This window comes from Pseudactinotalea sp. HY158, from assembly GCF_009660225.1.
GTDB lineage: Bacteria > Actinomycetota > Actinomycetes > Actinomycetales > Beutenbergiaceae > HY158.
In genome coordinates, this window is the sequence record NZ_CP045920.1 from 2678020 (window position 1) to 2700546 (window position 22527).

Annotated in this window: 26 protein-coding genes; 18 read left to right on the forward strand and 8 right to left on the reverse strand. The window is 69.9% G+C overall.

What is annotated here, in order from left to right:
- Nucleotides 1-89: 89 nt before the first annotated feature.
- The 4 genes from GCE65_RS11680 (at nt 90) to epsC (ending at nt 3186) form a co-directional block, all read left to right on the forward strand.
- The gene (locus GCE65_RS11680; RefSeq protein ID WP_153878516.1) at nt 90-446 is read left to right on the forward strand and encodes a GntR family transcriptional regulator; all 357 of its coding nucleotides are present in this window, start codon (nt 90-92) and stop codon (nt 444-446) included.
- Nucleotides 443-1465, forward strand: coding sequence for a DUF1648 domain-containing protein (locus tag GCE65_RS11685; RefSeq protein WP_153878517.1), 1023 nt, complete (start codon nt 443-445; stop codon nt 1463-1465). Before GCE65_RS11680 ends, GCE65_RS11685 begins: the two co-directional genes overlap by 4 nt.
- A gap of 112 nt (nt 1466-1577) precedes the next feature.
- Complete coding sequence (gene cysK / locus GCE65_RS11690) at nt 1578-2510, forward strand: cysteine synthase A (RefSeq protein ID WP_153878518.1); 933 nt, start codon at nt 1578-1580, stop codon at nt 2508-2510.
- 88 nt (nt 2511-2598) lie between these two features.
- Nucleotides 2599-3186 (forward strand): serine O-acetyltransferase EpsC, encoded by a 588-nt coding sequence (gene epsC, locus GCE65_RS11695; protein WP_153878519.1) that lies wholly within the window; start codon nt 2599-2601, stop codon nt 3184-3186.
- 439 nt (nt 3187-3625) lie between these two features.
- Here epsC and GCE65_RS11700 read toward each other — a convergent pair whose 3' ends face one another.
- Together GCE65_RS11700 and GCE65_RS11705 are read right to left on the reverse strand one after the other, a co-directional pair.
- On the reverse strand, nt 3626-4327 hold the full coding sequence (locus GCE65_RS11700; RefSeq protein ID WP_153878520.1) for a hypothetical protein: 702 nt from the start codon (nt 4325-4327) through the stop codon (nt 3626-3628).
- A 206-nt stretch (nt 4328-4533) separates the two neighbouring features.
- Complete coding sequence (locus tag GCE65_RS11705; RefSeq protein WP_228759925.1) at nt 4534-4845, reverse strand: MGMT family protein; 312 nt, start codon at nt 4843-4845, stop codon at nt 4534-4536.
- Nucleotides 4846-4866: 21 nt separating this feature from the next.
- Between GCE65_RS11705 and GCE65_RS11710 the strand changes: the two genes are divergently transcribed.
- Nucleotides 4867-5580, forward strand: a complete 714-nt coding sequence (locus GCE65_RS11710) for a hypothetical protein (RefSeq protein ID WP_153878522.1) — start codon at nt 4867-4869, stop codon at nt 5578-5580.
- Nucleotides 5581-5672: 92 nt separating this feature from the next.
- On the opposite strand, the gene GCE65_RS11715 is transcribed toward GCE65_RS11710, so the two are convergent.
- The 3 genes from GCE65_RS11715 to GCE65_RS11725 form a co-directional block, all read right to left on the reverse strand.
- Entirely contained in the window at nt 5673-6119 is a 447-nt protein-coding gene (locus GCE65_RS11715; protein ID WP_153878523.1) for a ribose-5-phosphate isomerase, read from the reverse strand.
- Between the two features lie 80 nt (nt 6120-6199).
- Nucleotides 6200-6835: a hypothetical protein gene (locus tag GCE65_RS11720; protein ID WP_153878524.1), complete on the reverse strand. Its 636-nt coding sequence runs from the start codon at nt 6833-6835 to the stop codon at nt 6200-6202.
- Nucleotides 6832-7785 (reverse strand): sugar-binding transcriptional regulator, encoded by a 954-nt coding sequence (locus tag GCE65_RS11725; protein ID WP_194928691.1) that lies wholly within the window; start codon nt 7783-7785, stop codon nt 6832-6834. Before GCE65_RS11725 ends, GCE65_RS11720 begins: the two co-directional genes overlap by 4 nt.
- 176 nt (nt 7786-7961) lie before the next feature.
- Here GCE65_RS11725 and GCE65_RS11730 point away from each other — a divergent pair, with 176 nt between their 5' ends.
- The 13 genes from GCE65_RS11730 (at nt 7962) to GCE65_RS11790 (ending at nt 21447) form a co-directional block, all read left to right on the forward strand.
- Nucleotides 7962-8609, forward strand: a complete 648-nt coding sequence (locus tag GCE65_RS11730; protein WP_153878525.1) for an SIS domain-containing protein — start codon at nt 7962-7964, stop codon at nt 8607-8609.
- The gene (locus tag GCE65_RS11735) at nt 8606-10078 is read left to right on the forward strand and encodes an FGGY family carbohydrate kinase (RefSeq protein WP_153878526.1); all 1473 of its coding nucleotides are present in this window, start codon (nt 8606-8608) and stop codon (nt 10076-10078) included. The genes GCE65_RS11730 and GCE65_RS11735 overlap by 4 nt, the downstream gene beginning before the upstream one ends.
- Nucleotides 10079-10140: 62 nt before the next feature.
- Nucleotides 10141-11214, forward strand: a complete 1074-nt coding sequence (locus GCE65_RS11740) for an NAD(P)-dependent alcohol dehydrogenase (RefSeq protein ID WP_153878527.1) — start codon at nt 10141-10143, stop codon at nt 11212-11214.
- The gene (locus GCE65_RS11745) at nt 11214-12719 is read left to right on the forward strand and encodes a sugar ABC transporter ATP-binding protein (protein ID WP_153878528.1); all 1506 of its coding nucleotides are present in this window, start codon (nt 11214-11216) and stop codon (nt 12717-12719) included. The genes GCE65_RS11740 and GCE65_RS11745 overlap by 1 nt, the downstream gene beginning before the upstream one ends.
- A gap of 2 nt (nt 12720-12721) precedes the next feature.
- Nucleotides 12722-13780, forward strand: coding sequence for an ABC transporter permease (locus GCE65_RS11750; RefSeq protein WP_153878529.1), 1059 nt, complete (start codon nt 12722-12724; stop codon nt 13778-13780).
- 24 nt (nt 13781-13804) lie between these two features.
- Complete coding sequence (locus tag GCE65_RS11755) at nt 13805-14785, forward strand: sugar ABC transporter substrate-binding protein (RefSeq protein ID WP_152909958.1); 981 nt, start codon at nt 13805-13807, stop codon at nt 14783-14785.
- Between the two features lie 96 nt (nt 14786-14881).
- Nucleotides 14882-15649 carry an SDR family NAD(P)-dependent oxidoreductase gene (locus GCE65_RS11760; protein ID WP_153878530.1) on the forward strand — a complete coding sequence of 256 codons (768 nt, stop codon included), beginning with the start codon at nt 14882-14884 and terminating at the stop codon, nt 15647-15649.
- 164 nt (nt 15650-15813) lie between these two features.
- Complete coding sequence (locus tag GCE65_RS11765; RefSeq protein WP_194928692.1) at nt 15814-16476, forward strand: transaldolase family protein; 663 nt, start codon at nt 15814-15816, stop codon at nt 16474-16476.
- Nucleotides 16473-17144 (forward strand): nucleoside/nucleotide kinase family protein, encoded by a 672-nt coding sequence (locus GCE65_RS11770; protein WP_228759926.1) that lies wholly within the window; start codon nt 16473-16475, stop codon nt 17142-17144. The genes GCE65_RS11765 and GCE65_RS11770 overlap by 4 nt, the downstream gene beginning before the upstream one ends.
- Before the next feature lie 209 nt (nt 17145-17353).
- Nucleotides 17354-17716, forward strand: coding sequence for a GntR family transcriptional regulator (locus tag GCE65_RS11775; protein ID WP_152909961.1), 363 nt, complete (start codon nt 17354-17356; stop codon nt 17714-17716).
- Nucleotides 17713-18594: an ATP-binding cassette domain-containing protein gene (locus tag GCE65_RS11780; RefSeq protein WP_153878532.1), complete on the forward strand. Its 882-nt coding sequence runs from the start codon at nt 17713-17715 to the stop codon at nt 18592-18594. The genes GCE65_RS11775 and GCE65_RS11780 overlap by 4 nt, the downstream gene beginning before the upstream one ends.
- On the forward strand, nt 18591-19340 hold the full coding sequence (locus tag GCE65_RS11785) for a hypothetical protein (RefSeq protein ID WP_153878533.1): 750 nt from the start codon (nt 18591-18593) through the stop codon (nt 19338-19340). The genes GCE65_RS11780 and GCE65_RS11785 overlap by 4 nt, the downstream gene beginning before the upstream one ends.
- 130 nt (nt 19341-19470) lie before the next feature.
- The gene (locus GCE65_RS11790) at nt 19471-21447 is read left to right on the forward strand and encodes a M13 family metallopeptidase (protein WP_153878534.1); all 1977 of its coding nucleotides are present in this window, start codon (nt 19471-19473) and stop codon (nt 21445-21447) included.
- Nucleotides 21448-21516: 69 nt separating this feature from the next.
- Here the strand turns inward: GCE65_RS11790 and GCE65_RS11795 are convergent, their stop codons facing one another.
- The 3 genes from GCE65_RS11795 to GCE65_RS11805 are packed head-to-tail and all read right to left on the reverse strand — an operon-like array spanning nt 21517 to nt 22440.
- A complete protein-coding gene (locus GCE65_RS11795) occupies nt 21517-21894 on the reverse strand; it encodes a type II toxin-antitoxin system VapC family toxin (protein ID WP_153878535.1) in 378 nt (125 codons plus the stop codon).
- The gene (locus tag GCE65_RS11800; RefSeq protein WP_152909966.1) at nt 21891-22148 is read right to left on the reverse strand and encodes a CopG family transcriptional regulator; all 258 of its coding nucleotides are present in this window, start codon (nt 22146-22148) and stop codon (nt 21891-21893) included. Before GCE65_RS11800 ends, GCE65_RS11795 begins: the two co-directional genes overlap by 4 nt.
- Nucleotides 22149-22197: 49 nt before the next feature.
- The gene (locus GCE65_RS11805; protein WP_152909967.1) at nt 22198-22440 is read right to left on the reverse strand and encodes a DUF2249 domain-containing protein; all 243 of its coding nucleotides are present in this window, start codon (nt 22438-22440) and stop codon (nt 22198-22200) included.
- Nucleotides 22441-22527: the final 87 nt, after the last annotated feature.

A 22527-nucleotide genomic window follows, 5' to 3' on the forward strand; every position in this document is an offset into this window, starting at 1 on the left:
GAACGCGCCCGGGAACCGACCCTCATCACCGCGCGCCCCGCCCACACTCCAGTTTGCACTAGTTGAACTAGTGCAACTACGCTTGAGGTGTGCTCATCACGGTGGACCCGACCAGCCCGCAGCCGCTCTTCGAGCAGATCGCGGCGTCGATCCGGCTCGCGATCCTCACCGGACAGCGGGGCGCCGGCGACCGGCTTCCGGCCACGCGCGACCTCGCACAGTCCCTCGATCTCAACGTGAACACGGTGCTGCACGCCTACCGCGAGCTCGTGGCCGAGGGGCTGATCGAGCTCCGCCGGGGCCGCGGGGCGACCGTGACCACCCGGGCCGCCGCCGACTTCGCCACCCTCCACCGACACATCGCCGCCGTCCGCGCCGAGGCCGCCCGCCTGGGCCTGGCGCCCGCGACCCTCGCCGCACTGCTCACCACGAAGGAGCCCGCATGAGTCCCCACGACCGCGGAACCACCCCCAGCGCCACGACCCCGCCCCGCCCCCCGCTGCCCCACCGCGGCCGGGCGATCGCGCTCGGGATCGCACTGCCGCTCGTGCTCATCGCCGCGAGCTACGCCCTCGTGCTCGCCTGGCTGCCCGACCTGCCGGACACCGTGGCCCTGCACTGGGGCCCGAACGGCGTGGACCGCGTGGGCAGCCTCGCGGAGCTCATGACCCTCAACTCCGTGCTCATCGGGGTCGGCGTCGTGGTGATGTTCCCGCTCGTGCTCCTGTTCGGCCGCTCCGCGCTGACCCGGCGCATGATCGTGGGGTTGTCGGCGGGCATGCTCACGATGTTCTGTGGACTGTTCCTCGTGCAGGTCGCCGGCCAGCGCGGGCTCACCGACCCCTATGCCGCCACCACTGCCGGCGGCGCCATCGCCCTGAGCATCGGCGTGGCGCTCGCCCTGGGAATCGTCGCAGCCGCGCTGGCCGGCGCCGATCCCGCCCGTCCCGCGACCGCTCCCGTGCCCGCCGGCGCCGCCCGTATCGAGCTTACGGACGACGCTCGCGCGGCCTGGTCGGGTCAGGCCACCATGCGCCGGCCCGGGCTGCTCGCCATGATGGGCCTGATCCCGATGGCCGTGGGGCTCGCGGTCGGGGTGAGTACGAGCAACTGGTGGCTGCTGCTGCCGATGGCGGGCGTTGCCGCATTGCTGCTCGGCTTCCTCAGCTTCACGGTGCAGGTGGATTCGGCCGGGATCGTCGCCCGGAGCAGCATCGGACTGCGGGTGCTGCATGTGCCGGCGGATGAGGTGCTGGCCGCGTCGGTGACCCAGGTCAGGCCGTTCGCCGAGTTCGGCGGCTGGGGCATCCGCACCAACGTCCACGGCACCACCGGCCTCGTCACCCGCAAGGGCGAAGCGATACGGATCGAACGTACGGGAGGGCGCTCCGCCGTCCTCACGGTCGACGACGCGGCCACCGCCGCGGCGCTGCTCAACACGGTCGCCGCCCGCGCGCGCCGATGACCGAATGGTGAACACCGTCTCACCAGGTAGACGACCCGCTCACTCTCTGGTCAGCGCGGCCTCCGGGTGCAAGGCTGAAGCCAGCGATCAGCCCGCCTTCGGAAGGAACGTCATGTCCCGCATCTACGAGAACGCCACCGACCTGGTGGGCAACACCCCGCTCGTCCGGCTCAACCAGGTCACCGAGGGGCTCGGAGCGACCGTGCTCGCGAAGCTCGAGTTCTACAACCCGGCCAACTCGGTCAAGGACCGCATCGGCGTGGCCATGATCGACGCCGCCGAGGCCGCCGGCGCGCTGAAGCCGGGCGGCACGATCGTGGAGGCGACGTCCGGGAACACCGGGATCGCGCTCGCGTTCGTCGGGGCCGCCCGCGGCTACAACGTCGTGCTCGCGATGCCCGAGTCGGCGTCGAACGAGCGCAAGGTGCTGCTGCGCGCCCTCGGGGCCGAGCTCGTGCTCACGGCGCCGTCCGAGGGTATGAAGGGCGCCGTGTCCACGGCCGAGAGGATCGCGACGGAGCGGGAGGGGGCGATCCTCGCGCGCCAGTTCGAGAACGAGGCGAACCCGGAGATCCACCGCCGCACGACGGCCGAGGAGATCTGGACCGACACCGACGGCGAGGTCGACATCGTCGTGGCCGGAATCGGCACCGGCGGCACCATCACCGGGGTGGGCCAGGTACTCAAGGAGCGCAAGCCCGAGGTGCAGATCATCGCCGTGGAGCCGGCCGAGTCGCCGATCCTCAACGGCGGCGAGCCCGGGCCGCACAAGATCCAGGGACTCGGGGCGAACTTCGTTCCGAAGGTGCTCGACACGACGATCTACGACGAGGTGATCGACATCGACGCCGAGGCCTCGCTCGAGCGGGCCCGCGAGGTCGCGCGCCGCGAGGGACTCCTCGTGGGCATCTCCTCGGGCGCCGCGATCGAGGCGGCCCTGCAGGTCGCCGCCCGCCCGGAGAACGCCGGCAAGCAGATCGTGGTCGTCGTACCCGACTTCGGCGAGCGCTACCTCTCGACCCCGCTCTACGCGCACCTGCAGTGAGTTCGGCCCCGGGTGCCGCGGCGGCGCTGGACGGTGCCGCGGCACCACAAGGCCACAGGGTCTGCGCAAACGTGACAGCATCGTGCCCGTGAGTGCTACCAGTCATCTCTCGCTGCGGTCGCTGATCTCCGAGGATCTCGCGACCGCGAAGCGCCGCGACCCGGCCGCCCGATCCTCCTTCGAGATCGCGCTGCTCTATCCGGGCGTACACGCGCTGTGGCTCCACCGGCTCTCCCACCGCATGTGGGTCACCTCCCACCTGCTCCGGTTCCCGGCCCGGATGCTGTCGGAGCTGGCGCGCACGTTCACCGGCGTGGAGATCCACCCCGGCGCGGTGCTGGGGCGGCGGTTCTTCGTCGATCACGGCATGGGGGTCGTGATCGGGGAGACCGCCGAGGTCGGCGACGACGTGCTCATGTTCCACACCTCGACCCTCGGCGGGCGCTCGATGTCGAAGGGGAAACGGCATCCCACGGTCGGCGACCGGGTGGTCATCGGCTCGGGGGCGAAGGTCCTCGGTCCGATCAGCATCGGCGACGACGTGAAGATCGGCGCGAACGCCGTGGTGGTCAAGGACGTCGAGCCCGGCGCCGTCGTCGTGGGCGTGCCCGGGCACGTGCGCCCCAACCCCCGTCCCGACGACGAGTACCCGATCGACCCGGCCATCTACATCTGACCTGCGCTGCGTCACAGAACCAGGGCCACCGACCCTGCACCCGCAGAGACTGCGGTACCGCACCGCGCTGCGCCGGGGCTTCGACGAGGGCAGGGCACGCCCATGGAACAGCCGTACGCGCGCACGAGCGACATCGAGCAGAGATGCGGGGTCAAGGCCGACTTCCTCGAAGTGGCTCAAGAAGCTCACCGCAGTCGGCCTGCTGCAAGAAGTCCGAATCGGGCGCCGGGTGCTCTACGCCAACGTGCCGCCCATGGCCGAACTCCGCTGAGCCGCCCGCGCCGGGCGACGTGTCAAGTAGCTTGACACGTCGGCCCGACCTGTAAAGATAACGGTCGATTCTTTACACGTCCGCTGTGCGGACACGCGCTCGACCCGCGCGCGGCGTGATCGTCGAACGCGACCAGGTGCCGCCCGATGGGGCCCGCGAGTCCTCGGCTCAGGCGCGCGCCAGGGTGAGCTCGGCGACCTCGGCCGCCGCGTCGATCGTGACGTCCGAACCGCCGACGACGACCTGCAGGAAGCCCCCCTCGGCCTGGGCGAGCACGCCGGCGGCGGTGTAGCCCATGAGGTCTCCGGTGAATCCACCGGCCCGCGAGGCGCCCGGGATGTCGAGCTGTTCGGCTTCGCTCCCACCCTCGTAGGTGCTCTGGGCGGCCTCGAGGGTGGCGTCGAACGTGGCATCGTCGGCGATCTCCACGGCGGCCCACTGGACCATCGCCATGCCCGAGCCGTCGGCGGCCGTGAAGGTGCACGTGGTCGAGCCCATGATCTCGTCGGCCGTGCCCTCGCCCAGGTCCAGTCCCGTGACCTCGCCGAGCTCGTCGGCCTCCAGCACGTCACACGCGCTGAACCCCTCGGCCGGAGCCGCCACGGCACCACCGGCCGAGGCATCGGCGTCGTCACCCGCGTCGGCCCCGTCGCCCGCGCCGTCCTGCTCCTCACCGGCACCCGACTCGCCGCCCGCGTCCGAGCCGCCGTCCATGCCGCCGGTCTCCTCCGCGGCACCCGCGCCGGCGTCCTGCTCGGCCGTGCCCTCGCCCGTGGACTCCCCCGAGCCACCGCACGCGGAGACGAGCATGAGCAGCGCCACGCCGCCGGCGGCCGTGGCCGCACGAATTCCAGTCAGCTTTGCGTTCACGTCGGTCTCTCTCCCTCATCCGCGCCCCGCGCGGTCCACTATCGCCGGCCGATCGGCCGGCGGGGCCACGGTATTCACCCGGCGCGAATCCTGGCGATGGGCAGAGCAACCCACTGTGCGGCTCCTCACCTGCGCCCCGAGGCCGGCGCCCCGAACCCTGAACCCGGCCCCGCCCCCAGTCCCAGGGCCCCGGGCCCCCGACGACGTCAGTCCGGCCAGCCGACCTCGCCCATCGGCACCCGCCCGGCCCGGCTGAGCACGACCCCCTCGGCGCGCAGGTGCTCGGCCTGGCGCTCGCTCTTGTGCACCACGAGCCTGCCGCCCGCGGCGCACACCCGCCACCACGGCACTCCCCCGCCGTAGAGCGAGAGCACCCGGCCCACCGTGCGGGCGCTCCCCCTGCCCGTCTCCGCCCGCGCGATCTCGGCGAGCACCCCATACGTGCTCACGCGCCCGACTGGGATCCGGCTCACAAGATCGAGCACGAACTCGGCGTAATCATCGGGTACGGCACTCACCGGCCTATGATCACTCATGCCATGACTGCCACGCCAGCGGACGATCCCGCCACCCAGCTCGATGCCTCCTCGGCCGCCGAACCGGGCGCCCCGGCGCACACGTGCGAGCACTGCGACAGCACCGAGGACCACTCCCACGTCGACGAGCGCAGCGCCGTGCTGGCGTACCGGTCGGCCATGCGGGCCACCGACGTCCTCCGCGCGCTCATCGCGACCGCCCTGCTCGTCGTCGCCGTCATGCTCTCGAGCGGGGGCCTCCTCGCGGGCGCCGGCGCCTGGCTCCTGGCCACGGCCGTCGGCATGGGCGTGCTGAGCATCGCCACTCGCACACGCCCGATCGGTCAGTCCGTGCTCCTCGGCGCACTGGTGAGCGCGGCCGCCGTGCCGCTGCTGGCCCTGGCGGTCTCCCAGCTCGTGGGGCCCGGCTGGCGGATCGGCCTCGCCGCCGGCGCCGGGTGGCTCGTGCTCGCCGGCGGAACCGAGATCCTGCGCAACCGGGGCCTGGCCACCACCCTCGTGGCCCACACGCGCGAGGGGGAGGCGGCCCGCGCCGCCGTCGCCGCCGGCGCCCCGACCTCGCCGTGGGTGGACTGGTCATGGTCGCTGCTCACCGGCGCCCTGTTCGGCGTCTGGGTCTGGCTCACCGGCGAGCTGGCGATCGCGGTCGTCACGCTCGTCCCGCTCCAGGTCGCCCTCGCGGCGCTCTCACGCCGCCTCACGCACCGCCGCGCCTGACGGGGCCCGCGCTTCGGTACCGGCCCACCCGCCGCGCCCGCCCTCGGCAGCGCCCGAGGCGTGCGGACGACGCAACCCGGCCTGCGTCGTCCTCAGGCGGTTTCGTAGGCGCTCACCTGGTCGATGCGCCGCTGGTGGCGGTCCGCGTTGCTGAAGGCGGTGCCGACGAAGGCCGCGACGATCTGGATCGCCGCGGCGACGGTGTGCTGGCGGGCGCCGATACCCACGCAGTTGGCGTTGTTGTGCTGGCGGGAGAGCTGGGCGGTCTCCTCGTTCCAGGCGAGTGCGCAGCGGATTCCCGGCACCTTGTTCGCGGCGATCTGCTCGCCGTTGCCGCTGCCGCCGATCACGATCCCGAGGGAGCCCTCGTCGGCGACGACGGCCTCCCCTGCGGCGAAGCAGAACGAGGGGTAGTCGTCCTCGGCGTCGTAGCGGTCGTTGCCGTGATCGATCACCTCGTGCCCGGCGTCGGTCAGGTGCGTGATGAGGGCCTCGCGGAGCTCGAACCCGGCGTGGTCGGCGGCGATGTGAATGCGCATGTGTCCAATCATGCCGCACCTGCGCCGAGCGGGGAGGATCGGCCCCGCCCCGTGGCCGGCCGCCCCCGCCGGGCGGGCGACTATTCGAGCACGTCGCTCCACCGGTCGAGGCCGCCCGGACCGAAGAGGTCGTTTCCCACGACGAGCCACGTGGCACCGGCCGCGAGCGCCTCGGGCACGATCGCCCGGGTGACACCGCCGTCGAGACCCAGCTCCCGATCCGGATTGCGTTCGGCCAGCTCGGCCACCTTTCGTAGCGCCGCCCGGTCGAACGTGCTCCCGGCCTGCCCGGGCGTGACCGACATACACAGCACCGCGAGATCGTCGGGTGCGGCACCGGCCGGGGTCCGGGGGGAGAGCGCGAGCGCGGCCTCGCTGCCTCGGCGCTCGATCCGAGCGACCGTCTCACGCCACCGCGGCGTCTCGACGTGGACGACGATGCGGCGGCACAGGTCGGTCCAGGCGTCGACCTGGCCGAGCGGGTCGGTGAACATTACGTGGGTCTCGTGCGCCACTCCCGACATCCCGGTCAGCTCGCCGGCCAGCTCGGCCGCGCGCTCCGAGGCGAAGCCCCCGGCGGCGGCGAACTCGCCATCCGCGTGATCCCAGTGCACGCGATTCATTCCGCCCTCCACCGCTGCTGCGAGGTTCCGCGCCTGGTCGGCGGGATCGACCGACCAGAGGGAACCGGCCACGCGGGGTGGCCCGACCGTCATGCCCGCTCCCCCGCAAGCAGTGCCTCTGCGAGCCCATGGTCGACCACGAGGCTGGAGACCAGGCCGGCGCAGGTGACGGCGCGAATCGCGTCGGCCTTACCCGCATCGGAGGCCACGGCGATCACCCGGGGAATCGCGTCGAGCTGCGCATATGAGATCGAGACGCAGCGCTCTTGGAACGCGGGATCGACGAGCTTCCCGTCGGCACCGATGAGAATTCCTGCGATGTCGGCCACGCACCCTCGCTCGCGCGCCCTGCGCACGTCCGCCTCCGGGATGACTTCCGGAACCTGAGAGATCTGCGGATCCCAGCTCCCGACCGACATCACGGCCGTGGTGACCTCGTCGAAGAAGTCCAGTGCGAGCTTGATGCCGGGGTGTTGCCGCAGGCTCTCCGCGGTCAGGGCGTCGTCCACGAACAGCGGGGAGAAGATCGGATAGACCGCTCCGCCGGCGCGCTGGGATGCCTGCCGCACGATCTCGATCGGGGAGGAGCCCAGCTCGCCGCTGACCGAACCGGTGAGCTGGACCACCGTGCAGCGCGGCAGCGACGTCAGCTGCGAGGTCGTGGCCGTGAGCGTGCGGCCCCACGTAAGCCCGAGCACCTCGTCCTCGCCCAGAGTGGCGCTCAGCAGTGAGGCCGCGGCTCCGCCCACCTGCGCCCTCACCTGGTCCGGGTCGCCATAACAGCGCACCACGAGGCACTCGTCCAGACCGAGGTATTCACCGAGCTCAGCGCTGAGGACCGGATCGTCGAGGCCGTCGTCGTTGATGGTGATCTGAACGACCCCCTCGGCGAGCGCGCGCTCGAGTAGCCGCGCCACCCGAAACCGCGAGATTCCAAGGGAATCGGCGATCTCGACCTTCGATCCGGCATCGAGATAGTACGAGCGTGCGACCTTCGCCAGTAGCGCGCGGTCCGTCTCCGCCCCACGAAGACGGGAGCTCAAATGAGCGCCTACATCACGGTCTTGTGTCATTTGATCACTCCAGGTTGCGCCCTTGCGGGATCGTTCGTATGCTCAATCGTACACGCCTCCCGCTCATATGAGCGTCACATACGTGTGTCGCCCACCAAGCGGCGGGGAAGGCCTCACCGGCCCTCGATTCAAAGGAGTATCACCCCGTGACTGTCCCCACCCCGGCTTTGGAGATCGCCCGCGAGCGTCTTCAGGCGGAGTCGGCCGCGATCGACGCCCTCGCACGGCGTCTCGATGCCTCGTTCCTCTCCGTCGCGCGGCTGCTGCGCGACTGCCCGGGCAAGGTCGTCATCTCGGGCTCGGGCACCTCGGGCACCATCGCTCGCCGCATGGCCCACATCTTCTCCGTCTCCGGCACCCCGGCGGTCTACCTCTCCGCCATGGACGCCCTGCACGGGGCCTCGGGTGCCGTCTGTTCGGGGGACGTGGTTCTGCTCATCTCCAACGGCGGAGCCTCCGCCGAGGTCGTCGAGTTTGCGACGATCGCCCGCGACCGCGGCGCCCGGGTCGTTGCCCTCACCGCCCACGCCGACTCACCCCTGGCTCGGCACGCGGACCAGGTGGCACTCGTCGCGGTCGATCCGGCGGCAGATATCGGCGGGGTGATCGCCACGGGCATCACGCTGGCCCAGGCCGCCTGGGGCGACGCCCTCGCCGAGGTGGTCATGCGCAATCGCGGCTACACGTGGGACCAATTCATGACCACCCACCCTGCCGGCGCCGTCGGGCAGCGCGCGAACCTTCCCGCAGACCTTCCGTTCCTGCCCATCGACGCCGGCAAGGTCTCACGATGACCGCCGCAGTCATGGGGGTCGACAGTTCCACCCAGTCCTGCACCGTCGAGCTCCGCGCATTGGAGAGCGGGGTCCTCCTCGCGACTGCAAGCGCCCACCATCCGGCCACCTCACCCCCGGTGAGCGAGCAGCACCCGGACGCATGGTGGGCGGCGCTCCTGCTCGCCGGCGCCGAGGCCCGCAGTCGTGCGGAATCAGAACATGGCCCCGTGCACATTCTCGGCGTCGCGGTCGGAGCCCAGTGCCATGGCTTGACGATCACCGGCTCGCAGGATCGCGTCATCCGCCCGGCCAAGCTGTGGAACGACACCACCTCGGGCGGACAGGCGGCCCGGCTCGTGGAACGCTACGGCGCCCGGTGGTGGGCGAACGAGATGGGGATCGTGCCCTCGGCAGCGATCACCGTGACGAAGCTGGCCTGGCTCTTCGAGAACGAGCCCGACTCGTTCGCCGAGATCCGCCGCCTGTTCGTGCCCCATGACTGGCTCACGTTCCGCCTGACGGGGAACCACGTGACCGACCGCTCCGACGCCTCCGGCACCGGCTACTACGCGGCGGCGACGAATACGTGGCGTACCGACATGCTCGCCGAGCTCTTCGGCCCCCGGGACTGGGAGGCCATGCTGCCGACCGTGCTCGGACCGGACGAGGCCGCCGGCCGGGTCACCCCCGAAGCCGCCCGAGCACTCGGGCTCGACGCCTCCGCTCTCGTCGGGCCCGGCGGAGGCGATCAGCACCTCGCGGCCCAGGGCATCGGGCTCGTCGGCGGCGATGTCGCCTACAGCCTGGGCACCTCCGGGGTCGTCTTCGCCACGACCGGTGAGCCGGTCCACGATCCCTCCGGGGCGATCGACGGCGTGGCCAACACCACGGGCGGATATCTGCCGCTCGTGTGCACACTCAACGCAGCGAAGGTGACCGACGCCGCCGCCCGCCTCCTCGGGGTCGGCCACGCCGAGCTGAGCGACCTCGCACTCGCCGCCCCGATCACGCCCGATCGGCCCGTGCTCGCCGCCTATCTCGACGGCGAACGGTCACCCCGCTTGCCCGCGGCTCGCGGGATGATGGCCGGTCTGACCTCGGGCATCACGCGTGAGCAGTTCGCACTCGCCGCCTACGAGGGGGTCGTGCTCGGGCTGGCCCGCGGGGAGCGCCAGATCGCCTCGTTCGGAGTGCCCACCTCCGGGCGTGCACTCGTCATCGGCGGCGGCGCCCGCTCGGCCGCCTACCGCCAGATCGTCGCCGATCTGACGGGCCACGACGTTCACACCGTCGATGCCGCCGAGGCGACCGCCCGTGGGGCCGCCGTCCAAGCGAGCGCGATCCTCCACGGACGCACGGTCGCCGAGCAGACACGGGCATGGCAACCCCGGACCGTCTCGGTCACGCGCCCCCAGGCCGACCGCTCCGATGTCTTCGACCGCTACGTGCAGCTCGCAGACCTCCAAGCAGACGGCACCACCTACTGACCAGCCCTCCCCGGCCCCGGCGCACCGCCACGAGGGGCCTGACCAACCCAAGGAGAAGAACCATGACCGCACTGCCACCGATGATGCGCGCCAGTGTCCTCACGGGCGTCGGCTCGATCGCCCTCGAGGAACGCCCCGTGCCGACCCCCGATCCGGATCAGGTCCTCATCCAGGTCGCGAGCGTCGGAGTCTGCGGCTCGGACGTTCACTACTACGAGCACGGCCGGATCGGCGACTACGTGGTCGACGCCCCGCTCGTCCTCGGCCACGAGCTGAGCGGAACCATCGTCGCCGTCGGCTCCGCGGTCGACCCGGCACGGGTGGGCCGGCGGGTCGCCGTCGAGCCACAGCGGGCGTGCCGCACCTGCGACTTCTGCCGCGCCGGGCAGTACAACCTCTGCCCCGACATGGAGTTTTACGCTACGCCGCCGATCGACGGCGCATTCTGTGAATACGTCACGATTCAGGACGATTTCGCGTTCGAGGTGCCCGAGCAGATCAGCGATCACGCCGCCGCCCTCATGGAGCCCCTCTCGGTCGGTATCGCCGCCGCACAGAAGTCGGGCCTTTCGGTGGGAGAGACCATCCTCATCGCGGGCGCGGGTCCGATCGGCATCCTCACGGCACAGGTGGCTCGCGCGTACGGCGCGGCCGAGGTGATCGTCAGCGATCTCAACCCGCTTCGCCGCGAACTCGCGCTCTCCTACGGCGCAACGCGGGTGATCGACCCTCTGAGTGAATCCACCGAGGATCTCGGTGCCCACGTCTTCGTCGACGCGTCCGGCGCGGTGCCCGCGATCCTCAGCGGCATCAAGTCGGTACGCGCCGGCGGGCAGGTCATCCTCGTCGGTTCCGTGGACGAGTTTCCGCTCTCGGTCGCGGACATCGCGATGCGCGAGGTCAACGTCACCGGCACGTTCCGCTACACGAACACCTGGCCGATCGCCCGCGCGCTGCTCGAGAGCGGCGCCGTCGAAGTCGACTCACTCGTCACGCATGTGTACGGCCTGGAGCAGGTCGAGGACGCGCTCCGCGCCGACGACACCCCGGACTCCCTCAAGCGAATCGTGCTACCGGGCGTGGCCCGCGTCGAAGACCCGAGCGAGGCCGCGGAACGGACCCGGAAGGAGCAGTGATGGACGCCCCCATTCCACGGCTGTCGCTTCAGGGAATCAGCAAGACCTTCCCCGGCGTCAAGGCCCTCGACGACGTCTCCTTCGACGTACGCCCGGGCACGGTGCACGCGCTCTGCGGTGAGAACGGCGCGGGGAAGTCGACCCTCATGAAGTGCATCAACGGCCTGTACTCCCCGGACGCCGGCCGCATCCACGTGAATGGGGAGCCGTCGAAGATCCGCAACCCGATCGAGGCACGCGACCACGGCATCGCGATGATCGCCCAGGAACTGAACTACGTGCCCGACATGACGATCGCGGAGAGCTTCTTCATGGGCCGCCTGCCCACGAAGCTCGGCCGCATCGACTGGCGCTTCATCCGCAAGGAGGCCGCACGGATCCTCACGCAGGAGGGCCTGCGCTACTCGGTACGCCGCAAACTCGGCACCCTCACCGTCTCCGAGATTCAGATGCTCGAGATTCTGCGGTCGGTCTACCACAGCGCCGACGTGCTCATCATGGACGAGCCCACCTCCGCGATCGCGCACAAGGAGGTCGAGTCGCTCTTCGCCAAGATCCGCGCGCTGCGCGAGTCCGGCAAGTCGATCATCTACATCTCCCACAAGATGGACGAGGTCTTCACCCTCGCCGACGACATCACCGTGCTGCGGGACGGCGCCGTCGTGAGCAGCCAGAGCGCCGAGGCGATCACCTCCGCGCAGGTCATCGCCCAAATGGTCGGCCGTGACCTGAACCATCAGGCCTACCCGAAGGAGCGCATCGAGATCGGTGAGACGGTCTTCCGGGCCACCGGACTCTCCCGAGCCGAGCAGTTCGAGGACATCTCGCTCGAGATCGGCAAGGGTGAAATCGTCGGCCTCGCGGGCCTCATCGGCGCCGGCCGTTCGGAGGTCGTCCAGTCGGTCTTCGGACTCGACCACCTCGACGCCGGCGAGATCGAGATCGAGGGCAAGCCGGTCACACTCTCGAATCCCCGCCGCGCCATCGCCGCCGGAGTGGCGATGCTCTCCGAGGATCGCCGTCTCACGGGGATCATTCCCAAGCTGTCCATCCGGCGGAACGCAACCCTCGCCAGCCTGCGGAAGGTCATCCACCGCGGCCGCACCCACGGACTCAAGGAACGCAAGCTCGTGGCAACCTACTTCGACCGCATGAAGGTGAAGGCCCCGAGCCAGGACACGCTGATCGAGAACCTCAGCGGCGGCAATCAGCAGAAGGTGCTCCTCGCCCGGTGGCTCATCGCCGATCCCAAGGTGATGCTGCTCGATGAGCCGACCCGAGGGATCGACGTCGGCGCCAAGTACGAGATCTACGGACTCATGTCCCAGCTTGCCAAGCAGGGGCGCGGGATCCTCATGATCTCCTCCGAACTGCCCGAACTCATCGGGATGTGCGATCGAATCTATGTCATGTCCGCGGGCCGAATCACCGCCGAACTCACGCCCGACCAATTCTCTCAGGAGACGATCTTGAAATACGCAATGGACGAAGCCGAGGTGGCCTGACCATGCTCGACAAACTGAAGGGCCTCGACAAGGGGCAATACTCGATATTCCTCATTCTCGCCGTCGTGATCCTCATCGCGAGTTTCCTCTCCGAGAATTTCATGAGCCCGAACAACATCACCAACATCCTGCGCCAGGTCGCGGTGATCACCATCCTCGCCTACGGCGCGATGACGCTGATCATCAGCGGGATGATCGACCTCTCGGCCGGCTCGGTCATGGCATTCGCCGGAGTGGTCTCGGTCATCGTGTACAAGGACACCGAGAGCATGCTGTGGGCGATACTCGCAGGAATCGTCATCGGCGTCATCTGCAACCTGGTCAACGCCCTCCTGGTGGCGACGTTCCGCACGCCCGCGTTCATCGTGACCCTGGGAATGATGATGATGGCCCGCGGGGCCGTGCTGGAGATCACCCAGGGGCAGAATGTGCTCCAGCTCGGCGACTTCGTCAAGCTCGGTCAGGGCTCGGTCGGCTGGATGCCGCTGCCCACCCTCTTCCTCATCATCATCACCGTCGTGATCTGGTATCTCATGTCGCAGACCCGGTACGGGCGTGGCCTGTACGCCGTCGGCGGGAATGAGGAGGCGGCTCGAGCCGCCGGGATCCCCGTGACACGGGTGAAGTACCAGGCATTCATCGTCAACGGGGTCCTCGTCGGAATCGCCGGCGTCATCTTCATGGCCAGGGTCAACGCAGGCCTGCCGAATGCCGGGGTCGGCTACGAACTCCAGGCGATCACTGCCCCGATCATCGGTGGCACGAGTTTCTCCGGTGGCGTCGGCACGACCGCGGGCACCCTCGCCGGCGCACTCATCGTCGGTGTGCTCGGCAACATCATGAACCTCACCGGCGTCGGTTCCTACATCCAGCAGATCGTCATGGGACTGATCATCGCGGTCGCAGTGACCTACGACGTCTGGAGCAAGCGCGGCAAGCGCAAGACCGTGATCCTCAAGTCCACGGACGACGGTCCGCACGGTGGCACCACACGATCGCCGGACGGCGACACCGGTGCGCCACCCGGCAATCAATTGTCACAAGCAACAACCCCTCGATAGCCCTTCACCATCAGGAGACACCCTATGAAACTCTTCAACCGAAAGATCGCAACGGTGAGCATTGCCGCCGCGGCCGCCCTCTCGATGGTCGCCTGCTCCTCGAGCGGTGGCGACGCCGAGGGCGACGACGGCTACCGCGTGGCATACATCGCCCGCGCCCAGGTCGACTCATTCGCCGCCTGGCTTGCGAACGAGATCAAGGCCGAGGCCGAGAACTACCCCGACATCACCGTGGAGGTGTTCGACGGTCAGGCCGATGACGAGATCGAGAACACGATGATCGAGAACGCGATTGCGAACAATTTCGACGCGATCATCATTCAGGCGAATAACGGTGAGGCGCAGCGCCCATACATCGAGCAGTCCGTGGCCGCGGGTATCGTCACGATCACCACGAACCCTCGCGTCGAGGGCATCGAGGGAGCGTCGTCGGTCGACGCGAGCCCGTTCGACCAGGGTGCCGTCGTCGCCCAATACGCGCTCGACCAGGTGCCTGAGGATGCCAAGGTCGTCGTTCTCAATGGGCCGGGGGGCAACTTCCACTCGACCGAGCGTCGTAAGGCCTGGCAGGAGGAGTTCTTCGACAAGCGCCCGGACGTGGAGATCGTGGCCGAGGACATCGCCAACTGGAACAAGGACGAGGCCCTGCGACTCATGGAGGACTGGGTACTCGCCCACCCCGAGATCGACGCGATCATCTCGATGAACGACAACATGGCCGCCGGCGCCCTCGAAGCAGTCAAGAACAAGCCCAACTTCGACGGAATCCTCGCCTACGGCGTGGACGGCACGCCTGAGGCCACTCTGCTGATCGAGAAGGGGCTCATGACGGCCAGCACCCTGCAGAACGCGGAGGAACTCGCCGAGCTCAACCTCAAGACCGTGCACGACCTCCTCACCGGAGTCGAGGACGAGGTCCACGTGGACATCGGCAACCCGCTCATCACCTCCGAGAACGTCGAGGAGTACCTCGAGCTCTACAAGTCCGCAGGCCTGATCGACTGACCCTCCCCCGGTGGGCAGGAGTCCGGGACCGCCGGACTCCTGCCCACCGGGGCTGCAGCACCGTTCACCCCATTCCCCACGAAAGTTGGAACACACGTGTCCGTTCTCGACAGCTTCGACCTCACTGATCGCGTCGCCCTCGTCACGGGCGCCACCCGCGGCCTCGGCCGACAGTTCGCCCATTCTCTTGCCGAAGCCGGCGCCGACATCGTCGTACACGGACGTGACGAGGCCGCCGCGGCCGAGGTCGGTGCCTCCATCGAGGAACTCGGCAGGAAGGCCTACATCGTCACCGGTGATCTGACCCGGGCCGGCAGCGTCGAGACGATCATCGCCGAGGCGATCGCCCGGGCCGGTCGGATCGACGTGCTGGTCAATAACGCCGGTGCCTGCATCCATCGCCCCGCCCTCGAGGTGAGCCCGGACGAGTGGTCACACGTGATCGACACGAACCTCACGGCACTGTGGCACGTCTCCCAGACGGTCGGCCGTCACATGACCGAGCGCGGATCGGGCACGATCGTCAACGTGGGTTCGATCTCGGGGATGATCGTCAACCGCCCGCAGATGCAGCCGGCGTACAACGCATCCAAGGCGGCCGTGCATCAGTTGACCAAGTCGCTCGCCGCCGAGTGGGCGCCGCTCGGGGTTCGGGTCAACGCCCTCGCCCCGGGCTATATCAAGACGGATATGTCGCCCGTGGACGAGCCCCGATTCCGTCGCTATTGGATCGAGGACGCCCCGCAGCAGCGATACGCCACACCCGACGAACTCGGCCCGGCGATGGTGTTCCTCGCCTCGGACGCCTCGAGCTTCATGTCGGGCACGGTGCTCGTGGTCGATGGCGGCTACACGCTGTACTGACCGGCACCACGAGCCTCAGTGGGGAGGATCGACCACGCCCCCGGTGGTCGATCCTTCCCACTGGGCCGCGTCCCCGCCGGGCGGGCGACCCGCGCGGAATGGGGATAATGGCCCGGGAGGCCGACCACGTGGTCGGCCGGACGACTGATCGGATGGATTCTCGGATGCTCTACCTGGACTCGGCCGATACCGCCGAACTCGCCGACCTGCTCGGCACGGGCCTGTTCGCCGGCGTGACCACGAACCCCACGATCCTCGACCGGGCGGGCCGCTCGGTGGCCGACCTGCCGGAGCTGTACGCGCTCACGAGGGAGCACGGCGGCACGTTCTTCGCGCAGGCCACGGGGGCCGATGCGGATGAGTTGCGCACCGCTTCCGTTGCAATCCTGGAGATCTCCGGCGACATCGTGGTCAAGCTCCCGGCCACGCAGCCGGGCCTGACCGTGGCGGCGGAGCTGACCGCCGCCGGTACCCGGGTGCTCGTGACCGCCGTGTACCACCCGAGCCAGCAGCTCCTCGCGGCCGCGGCCGGCGCGCAGTTCATCGCCCCCTACGTGGGCCGCTCCACCGACGCCGGATTCGACGGCATCGAGCTCGTGCGCGAGATGGCCGCCCTGAGCGGTCCCGGATTCCCGCGCATCCTCGCGGCGAGCCTGCGCGGCATCGAGGTGGTCTCCCACGTCGCTCAGGCCGGCGCGCACGACCTGACGATGAGCACGGCCGTGGCCCGCACGCTGTTCTCACACGAGCTGACCGGCCGCGCCGTGGCCGAGTTCGAGGACGTCGCCGCCTCGTCGCTCGCCCGGCACGAGGCCGCCTCCTCGTGACCGAGACCACCGCCCGGGCGGGCGGGTCGCTCGAGCCGGCGAGGCTGTCGGGAATGGCGGCGGTCCATCGCCGCATCGAGGAGCTGCTCTCCCTGCCGCGGCGCCCGGTCGTGCTCGGCATCGTCGGCGCGCCCGGAAGCGGGAAGACGACGCTCGCGGACCATCTCCTGGAGCGCCTCGGTTCGCGGGCGGCCCTGTTGAGCATGGACGGATTCCATCTCTCCAACGCCGAGCTCGCCCGGCTCGGCCGCCGAGACCGCAAGGGCGCCCCGGACACCTTCGACGCGGCCGGTTACGCCCACGCCCTCGGGCGCATCCACGCCGGCGAGAGCATCTTCGCCCCCACCTTCGACCGGCGGCTCGACGAAGGCGTCGCCGCCGGCACGTGGATCAGCGCCGAGGCCGAGATCGTGCTCACCGAGGGCAACTACCTGCTTCTGGACGACACCCCCTGGGCCGACGTGTTCGCCCACCTCGACGAGGCCTGGTTCGTGGGCGTGGACGACGGCCTGCGGCGCAAGCGCCTGGTCGCGCGCCACATGCGCTTCGGGATGACCGAGGCCCAGGCACGCGCCTGGACCCTCGACGTGGACGAGCCCAATGCCCGGCGCGTGACCGCCTCCCGGTCGAGGGCGCACCGCATCGTCGAGGTCGACGACCTGCCGTAGCCGGTCCCGCCCCGGGTGGCCTCGACCCGCCCACACGGGATCGAGAGCACCCACCTCCCCCGGCGCCCCGCTCCCCCGGCGCCCCTGCGCGGGCGCCCAGACCCGCCTCCTCCGCCGGCGCCCCGGTGCCGTGGCACGCCACCCCCTGGCACACTCATCACTTCTATGGTTAACTACTCTAGTAATGAACCAACGAGCAGAGGTGAGAGATGTTCGACGGGCCCGAGCCGATCTACCTGCAGATCGCGGAGCACCTGCGCGACCAGGTCCTGACCGGCGCGCTCACGGAGGGTGACCAGGTCATGAGCACGACACAGTTCGCCACCACCTACCGCATCAATCCCGCCACGGCCGCCAAGGCCTTCACGCTGCTCGTCACCGAAGACGTCATCTACAAGCAACGAGGAGTGGGCATGTTCGTCGCCGACGGCGCCCGGGAACGACTGCGCGAGCGGCGCCGGGGCGCGTTCTACACCGATCGGCTCGGCCCGGTCCTGGCCGAGGCGGGCCTCCTGGGCATCAGCTCGGCCGACCTCATCCGCTACATCGAAGAGAAGGAGCTGAGAGCATGAGCGGCCTGCCGATCACCCTGCAGGAGCTGACCGTCGATTTCGGCTCGACTCGGGCGCTCGACGGCGTGAGCGCCGAGATCGCAGCGAACTCGATCACCGGCCTCCTGGGACGCAACGGCGCGGGCAAGACGACGCTGCTCGAGGCCGTCGCCTCGTTCCGCCGCCCGACCGCGGGGCGGGTCCTGGTGGATGGCCGCAGCCCGTTCGAGGACGAATACCTCATGGAGCGCATCTGCCTCATCCGGGAGAGCGGGGACGGGCTGTCCGAGGAGCGCGTCGGCCGTTCCCTCGACGTCGCGGCGCTGGCCCGCCCCACGTGGGATCAGACCTTCGCGGAGGACCTGCTCGACGCGTTCGGCATCGACCGGGGCACGCGGGCGAGAAAGCTCTCCCGGGGTCAACGCTCCGCCCTGGGGGCGACGATCGGCCTGGCCTCCCGCGCCCCGATCACCCTCTTCGACGAGGTCCACCTCGGGATGGACGCGCCCTCCCGGCGCCGCTTCTACGAATTCCTCATCGCCGACTACGCCGAGCATCCGCGCACGATCGTGCTCTCCAGTCACCTGATCAGCGAGGTCGAGCAGCTCCTCGAGCACGTCATCGTGCTCGACGAGGCCCGGGTGCTGGTGAGCGAGGAGGCCGAGCACCTGCGCTCCCGCGGGGCCACGATCACCGGCCGCACCGACCTCGTGGACGCCGCGACCGCCGATCTGCGCGTGCTCGGCCACCGGTATCTCGGCCCCACCAAGCAGGCGACCGTGCTCGGCACCCTCACGGGGCCGCAGCGCGATCACATCCGCGCGGCGGGCCTCGAACTCGGGGCCGTCCCGCTCGAAGACCTGTTCATCGCACTGACGGAGAAGGAGACACGCTCATGAGCAGCCTCGTCCATCGACTCCTCGCCCCGCTGCAGAGCCCGGCGCGCCCGCAATGGGTGCGCACGGCCGGACTCCAGCTGCAGGTCTACCTCTTCATCTGGGCGCTGTTCTGGGCGATCTGCCTCGTCGGCGTCGCCCTGGCCATCCTGATCGTCGACCAGTTCGGCACGGTCAACGTCTCGATCGGGCAGTTCGTGCGGAACGGGCCGCTCGTGTGGTTCGTCTACGTCGTCGCGATGCTCACGAGCGCCGCGCTCATGATCCCGCACGTGGCGCACGGGATGACCCGGCGCTCGTTCGGCCGGGGCGCGCTCGCCGCCGGCCTCGTGAACGCGCTGCTGCACACGATCATGGCCGCCGGGCTCATCGTGGTCGAGGGCGCGCTCTACGCCCGGATGGGCTGGCAGCACGACATGGCCGTGGGCCCCGAGTACACCGCGGGGGTCTGGGAGGGCGGTATCGGACTGCTCGTGCTCGACTACGGCCTGGCCACCGTCGCGGCCGGCGTCAGCGGCCTCCTCGTGCCCATGGCGTATCGCCGGCTCGGCGGCCTCTGGGGCACCGTCACCCTGCCGCTGACCATGCTGCCCCTCATCACCCTGTTGCTCACCACCGGCTGGTCCGATCCGGCGGCCGGATGGCACGTCGGCACCGCCCTGGGCACCGCGATCTCGGTCGTTCCCATCGTGGCCGGGATCGCCGTCTTCCCCGCGCTCACCCGCAACGTCGCCCTCTCCCGGACGTGAGACCTGACCTGGAGCCGCCCGGCCCCGACATCGAGCGGTCGATCGGGCCCCCGGCGCGACCGGACCGGGTCACGACCATCAGCGGGTCGGCCGGGGCCGAGGGCGCGGCGGTCTCATTTAGGCTGGTGGCATGACGACCTCCGCTCCGCTGCCCGCGCTCGCCGACCTGAGCACCCGCCCGCAGGACGACCTCTACCGGCACGTGAACGGCACGTGGCTGCGCGCGCACGAGATCGCCGCCGACCGCGCCCGCACCGGCGTGGCCCGGGAGCTGTTCGACCGGGCCGAACTCGACGTGCGCGCGATCATCACCGAGGCCGCCGACGTGCCCGCGAGCGATCCGGACCACGCCGCGGCCCAGCAGATCGCGGCGACCTACGGCGCCTTCATGAACACCGCCGCGATCGAGTCCGCGGGGATTGCCCCGCTCGAGGCGGACCTGGCCCCGCTGCGGGCGGTGACGAACCGCGCGGAGCTGGCACGCGCCGTCGGTACGCTCGAACGCGACGGCGTGGGATCGACGATCGGCGCCTTCGTGAACAACGACGCCGGCAACCCGACCGAGTACCGCGTGTACCTGACCCAGGCGGGCATCGGGCTGCCGGACGAGGCCTACTACCGCGAGGACGCCCACGCCGAGATCCGCACCGCCTACGTGGCGCACATCGCCCGGATGCTCACGCTGACCGGCGTCGTGCCGGCCGGCGAGTCCGAGGAGGCGGCCGGCCGGGTCATGGCGGTCGAGACCGCGCTGGCCGCCGGACACTGGGACACGGTGCGCGACCGCGACGCGCAGGCCACCTACAACCGGGTGAGCCGCTCGGAGCTCGTCGAGCTCGCGCCGGGCTACGAGTGGTCGATCTGGGCGCGCGCGCTCGCGGGCTCCGATGCGCTGCTCGACGAGCTCGTGGTGCGCCAGCCGAGCTACCTGACCACGGTCGATTCGGTCTGGGGATCGACGCCGCTGGCCGACCTCGTGCTATGGCAGTCGTGGCACGTGGTGCACGCGCGCGCCCCGTTCCTGACCGAGGCGGTCGTGGCGGAGAACTTCGACTTCTACGGCCGCACGCTCACGGGCGCCCAGGAGCTGCGCGACCGGTGGAAGCGCGGGGTCTCGCTCACGGAGAGCCTCCTCGGTGAGGCGATCGGGAAGCTGTACGTGGCCCGGCACTTCCCGCCGGCGAACAAGGGGGCGATGACCGAGCTCGTCGCCGACCTGACCGAGGCGTACCGGCAGTCGATCTCCGCGCTGCCGTGGATGGGCGAGCAGACCCGGGAGCAGGCGCTGGTCAAGCTCGGCAAGTTCACCCCGAAGATCGGCTACCCGAACCGGTGGCGCGACTACTCCGCGCTCGAGGTCGCCGCGGACGACCTGCTCGGCAACGTGCGGGCCGCCTCGGCGTTCGAGACCGACTACGAGCTCGCGAAGCTCGGCCGGCCGATCGACCGGGAGGAGTGGCTCATGACCCCCCAGACGGTCAACGCCTACTACCACCCGACGATGAACGAGATCGTCTTCCCCGCCGCGATCCTGCAGGCGCCGTTCTTCTCGATCGAGGCGGACGCGGCCTCGAACTACGGCGGCATCGGCGCCGTCATCGGCCACGAGATCGGGCACGGCTTCGACGACCAGGGATCGCACTACGACGGAGAGGGTCGGCTCGCCGACTGGTGGACCGAGGCCGACCGGGAGGAGTTCACCGCGCGCACGCAGGCGCTGATCGACCAGTTCTCGGCGCTCAGCCCCGCCCAGCTCGAGGACTCCCATCGCGTCAACGGCGAGTTCACGCTCGGCGAGAACATCGGCGACCTCGGCGGGCTCGGCATCGCGGTCAAGGCATACCGGATCGCCCGGGGCAAGGGCGTGGACGCCGGCCTCGACGAGGCGGAGGCGCTGCGGCGGCTCTTCGCCTCGTTCGCGGCGGTGTGGCGGGTCAAGGCGCGCGACGAGGAGGCGATCCGGCTGCTCGCGATCGACCCGCACTCCCCCGAGGAGTTCCGCTGCAATCAGACGGTCAAGAACCTCGACGAGTTCCACGAGGTCTTCGCCACCGCGCCGGGCGACGGCATGTGGCTCGCCCCGGAGCAGCGCGTGAGCATCTGGTAGCCCCTCCCGCTTCGATTGGGGACGGCGCACCACGCGTTTCGTAGTGCGCCGTCCCCGAACGCGCGGGGCTCAGTACGGCGCGGTCAGGCCGTCGATCATCGGGAAGTGCTTGACGTTCCTCGTGAGGACTCGGGCACCGAGCAGTTCAGCCGTGGCCGCGATGACGAGGTCGGCCGTGTCGATCCCCCGATGCGACGGCAGCCAACGGCGTCCGAGCTCTCCCGCCCGCTCCGAGACCTCCCGGTCGACCGGATGCCAGTCGAGTATGTCCAGGAGATCGGACGTCGATCGCTCCTCACCCCGTCGTACTCCGACCAGGACCTCGACTCGGGTGACCTCGCTGGCGTGCAGCGGCCCCAGGCCACGCTCGGTGCGCAACAATGTGACCGCTGCCGGCTCCCCGCGAAGGACGTCGATGAGGATTGACGTGTCGACCAGGCTCGTCACCGTCGGATGGCCTCGCGTAGCCGGTCACCGGAACGGATGGTCTCGACGTAGTCGTGGCCGTCCTCGCCCTCGCGAGACCACGCGCCCGCGACTGCCGCGATCACGCCCAGATCGTGGTTCAGGTCGAATTGCGGCCCGTACGTGCGCGCGACCGCCTCGCGGATGAGCGAGGAGATCGATCGACCCGTGCGTTCCGCCTCGGCGTCCAGCAGCTGGCGGTCTGACTCCGTCAGCGAAATCTGCGTTCGCATCATGATGTAACACTACATCACCTGACCAACGTGTAACAGGGGCCGCCTCGACTCAGGCGTGGGCGACCTTGCCGATCCGCACGCGCCAGACCTCCGGGCCCTCCTCCTGGTACTCCCACGTGAACTCACCGGCGTTCTCGGCGGCGAGTTGGTAGTACAGGGGCTTCGGGTCGTGGTCGTTCACGAGCACGAAGGCGGTGCCCGGGTCGAGCGTGCCGAAGGTGTCGAAGATGAGTTCGTGTCGCACTCGCGGGATCTCCTCGCGGACGTCGACGATCTGGTCGGTGACGGACATACTCGGCCTCTTTCGGGTCTCGGCTTCCGGATGCGCGGGCCGATCGATGCCCCGCGCCCGCCCGGCGGCGGGCCGAGATCTCCGGCT

What these genes read in the sequence shown, in the direction of transcription:
- GCE65_RS11790 (WP_153878534.1), top strand. Translation starts at nt 19,471, where the DNA reads ATGACGACCTCCGCTCCGCTGCCCGCGCTCGCCGACCTGAGCACCCGC.
- GCE65_RS11750 (WP_153878529.1), top strand. Translation starts at nt 12,722, where the DNA reads ATGCTCGACAAACTGAAGGGCCTCGACAAGGGGCAATACTCGATATTC.
- GCE65_RS11755 (WP_152909958.1), top strand. Translation starts at nt 13,805, where the DNA reads ATGAAACTCTTCAACCGAAAGATCGCAACGGTGAGCATTGCCGCCGCG.
- GCE65_RS11765 (WP_194928692.1), top strand. Translation starts at nt 15,814, where the DNA reads ATGCTCTACCTGGACTCGGCCGATACCGCCGAACTCGCCGACCTGCTC.
- GCE65_RS11735 (WP_153878526.1), top strand. Translation starts at nt 8,606, where the DNA reads ATGACCGCCGCAGTCATGGGGGTCGACAGTTCCACCCAGTCCTGCACC.
- GCE65_RS11800 (WP_152909966.1), bottom strand. Translation starts at nt 22,148, where the DNA reads ATGATGCGAACGCAGATTTCGCTGACGGAGTCAGACCGCCAGCTGCTG.
- GCE65_RS11775 (WP_152909961.1), top strand. Translation starts at nt 17,354, where the DNA reads ATGTTCGACGGGCCCGAGCCGATCTACCTGCAGATCGCGGAGCACCTG.
- GCE65_RS11720 (WP_153878524.1), bottom strand. Translation starts at nt 6,835, where the DNA reads ATGACGGTCGGGCCACCCCGCGTGGCCGGTTCCCTCTGGTCGGTCGAT.
- GCE65_RS11740 (WP_153878527.1), top strand. Translation starts at nt 10,141, where the DNA reads ATGACCGCACTGCCACCGATGATGCGCGCCAGTGTCCTCACGGGCGTC.
- GCE65_RS11745 (WP_153878528.1), top strand. Translation starts at nt 11,214, where the DNA reads ATGGACGCCCCCATTCCACGGCTGTCGCTTCAGGGAATCAGCAAGACC.
- cysK (WP_153878518.1), top strand. Translation starts at nt 1,578, where the DNA reads ATGTCCCGCATCTACGAGAACGCCACCGACCTGGTGGGCAACACCCCG.
- GCE65_RS11805 (WP_152909967.1), bottom strand. Translation starts at nt 22,440, where the DNA reads ATGTCCGTCACCGACCAGATCGTCGACGTCCGCGAGGAGATCCCGCGA.
- GCE65_RS11685 (WP_153878517.1), top strand. Translation starts at nt 443, where the DNA reads ATGAGTCCCCACGACCGCGGAACCACCCCCAGCGCCACGACCCCGCCC.
- GCE65_RS11785 (WP_153878533.1), top strand. Translation starts at nt 18,591, where the DNA reads ATGAGCAGCCTCGTCCATCGACTCCTCGCCCCGCTGCAGAGCCCGGCG.
- GCE65_RS11715 (WP_153878523.1), bottom strand. Translation starts at nt 6,119, where the DNA reads ATGCGCATTCACATCGCCGCCGACCACGCCGGGTTCGAGCTCCGCGAG.
- GCE65_RS11780 (WP_153878532.1), top strand. Translation starts at nt 17,713, where the DNA reads ATGAGCGGCCTGCCGATCACCCTGCAGGAGCTGACCGTCGATTTCGGC.
- GCE65_RS11710 (WP_153878522.1), top strand. Translation starts at nt 4,867, where the DNA reads ATGACTGCCACGCCAGCGGACGATCCCGCCACCCAGCTCGATGCCTCC.